Source organism: Amycolatopsis kentuckyensis (assembly GCF_002155975.1).
Taxonomy (GTDB): Bacteria; Actinomycetota; Actinomycetes; order Mycobacteriales; family Pseudonocardiaceae; genus Amycolatopsis; species Amycolatopsis kentuckyensis.
Window position 1 is genome coordinate 1 of record NZ_MUMI01000882.1, and the last position, 2,165, is coordinate 2,165.

Below are 2,165 nucleotides of genomic sequence, written 5' to 3' on the forward strand. Positions count from 1 at the left end.
GCGAGGAGATCGCGGTCGACGCCATCGTCGAGCACCTGGTCAAGCTCGTCCGCTCCTGAGATGGGGCTGTTCTCCCGGCGCCCCGAAAACACCACAGACGCCACGCCGGGTTACGAGGACAACGCGGCGCTTCGCGGGTTCGGCGGTTACGAACCCGCGGACGCGCCACGCGCGCAGCCGAAGCGGATCCGCCCGAAGCCGAAGCCGCTGAAGTGGCGGCGGGCGCCGTGGTTCGGCCTGGTGTTCATCGCCCTGGTCGCCGGTGTGCTGAACGCGCTGGGTGTCGGCAAGCCGCACCCGGCGTCTTCTTCGCCGCCCCCCGCGCCGCTGGTGGTGACGCCTTCGCCGCGCGTGGTGGTGCCGGCGGCGGTCGAGGGCTGGCAGGCGGTGGCGGGTCGCGACGGCTCGTACGCCTACGACGTCCCGCCGGCCTGGGAGCCGGCGCCCGACACGCAGCACGGCTGGACCGGGATCAGGCTGATCACCAGCGCATTCCTGGGCAAGTACGCCTGCGGAACCAGCACGCTGGGCGGCGCGGGCATCACGACGGAACCCCTGGAAGACCTCGAGGCGGCGGCGCGCAAGGCCGCGACGGACGTGGCGGCGGGCGCGTACGGCGGGACGCCGCAGCTGAGCCCGGCCACGGAAGCGCAGGTCAAGAGAGCGGACGGCACTTCGGTCCCGGCCCGGATCGTGGTCGCCGAAGTGGCGGGGACGCACGGAGGGGGATGCGCGGCCGAGCACGCGGTGGTGGTGGCGATGGGGTTCGGCGGGAGTTCGAGCGTGTCCGGCGTGGTGGTGGCGTACGCGGACACCGACCGCTCGGGGCCTTCGATCCGCGAAGACCTGCTGCGGGTCGTGCGGAGTTACCGGTTCGTCCCGGCGGCGGACCGAGGGACGACGACTCCGCCGCCGACCACCGTCCGTTAGAGCGGCCGGCTTTCGTACGCCTCGAGGTCGCCGACGATCCAGCCGTGCGCGAATTCGTCTTCCGCGGCGATCGCGCCGACGACCGAGCGGACGAAGAAGTCTTCCTGGGTCACGTCGATGTCGTCGTCGAGCATGGCGATCGAGTCGGGCCAGGCGTCCGGGACGTGCTCGGTGAGGATCTGCATCGGGGCGTTGCGGAGATCGGCGTCGACGCTGGAGCCGGCCGGCGACCGCTTCGAACTCGACGGGCAGGGCGGTGAGGACGACCGCCGTGCGGGTCATTCCTTCGCGTCCACGCCGGACGGTGCGCGCAGGCGGTCCCAGTTCTTGCTGTCGCGCTCGATGGCGCGGTTGAGCTCGCCGTAGATCCGCTCGACGTGCTGCTTCAGCTCCTCCGGCGAAAGGTCCTTGCTCGTGCAGTACCGCAGCTCCCGCGAAATGCTCTCGAGGTCCCGGATGGTCTGCGTCCGCAGGATCCACAGCTCACGGTGGGAGAAAAACGCGTCCGCCGCCGCGAGCACGGTGATCAGCGCGCCCAGCCCGAGCGCGATGTTGGCGAACAGGTCGGCGTGGCCGTCGACGTTGCGCAGGCCGAGCAGGACGCTGATCGACGCGGACAACAGCACCGTCGACAGCTGTAGCCCGAACGCCTTTCGCTTGTCGCGCCTGCGGCGCTTCGAGTAGCGGCGCAGTTGCTGGTCGAGTTCGGAGCGCAGAAAGGCGAGTTCGCCGGAGGGCTCGTCGGACACGACGACGAATGTAGCACCGGCGGCGCGGGTGTTTTGCCGCTTCCGCTGGGCGCCGGAATTCGGCAGGCTGCGGGCATGAGCGGGGATGCGGAGAGACGGCTCGGGCGGATCCGGGCCGTCGCGTTCGGGGTACTGGCTGTTTCCGGGGTGCTGCTGCTGTTCGGGCCGTTGCTGGCCAAGGCCTGGATCTGGCTCGTCGAGCCGCGGGATCCGGACTGGTGGGGCGCTTCCGGCCAGTGGGTCGGGGGCATCGGCACGATCGGCGCCGTCGTGGTGGCGCTGTGGATCGCCATCCGCGACGGCCGGGTCGCCCAGGCGGACCGCCGGCGTACTCGATCCACGCGGTGACCTTCGCGGCCTGTTCCTGCCGTTCGCGCAGGTCCCGTTCCCGGCGGTCAGGGCTACATGGTCGTCTCCAACGCGAACGCCGAGGCGGTCAACCACGTCGTCGTCTCGTTCGACCTCGTGCACAACCTGCCGATGACC

General features: G+C 70.9%; 4 protein-coding genes. 2 read left to right on the plus strand and 2 right to left on the minus strand.

Translation table 11 applies throughout. The annotated features are described in order from the left end of the window. Positions 1–60 precede the first annotated feature (60 nt). Complete coding sequence (locus CCN39_RS48885) at positions 61–930, plus strand: DUF8017 domain-containing protein (protein ID WP_086854037.1); 870 nt, start codon at positions 61–63, stop codon at positions 928–930. Here the strand turns inward: CCN39_RS48885 and CCN39_RS48890 are convergent. Further along, positions 927–1,115 (minus strand): hypothetical protein, encoded by a 189-nt coding sequence (locus CCN39_RS48890; RefSeq protein ID WP_086854039.1) that lies wholly within the window; start codon positions 1,113–1,115, stop codon positions 927–929. The genes CCN39_RS48885 and CCN39_RS48890 overlap by 4 nt on opposite strands. 93 nt (positions 1,116–1,208) lie before the next feature. Next, positions 1,209–1,679, minus strand: coding sequence for a DUF4231 domain-containing protein (locus CCN39_RS49955; RefSeq protein ID WP_158104633.1), 471 nt, complete (start codon positions 1,677–1,679; stop codon positions 1,209–1,211). A 75-nt stretch (positions 1,680–1,754) separates the two neighbouring features. On the opposite strand from CCN39_RS49955, the gene CCN39_RS49960 reads away from it, so the two are divergent. Continuing rightward, positions 1,755–2,027 (plus strand): hypothetical protein, encoded by a 273-nt coding sequence (locus CCN39_RS49960; protein ID WP_143264518.1) that lies wholly within the window; start codon positions 1,755–1,757, stop codon positions 2,025–2,027. The last annotated feature ends 138 nt before the right edge of the window (positions 2,028–2,165 follow it).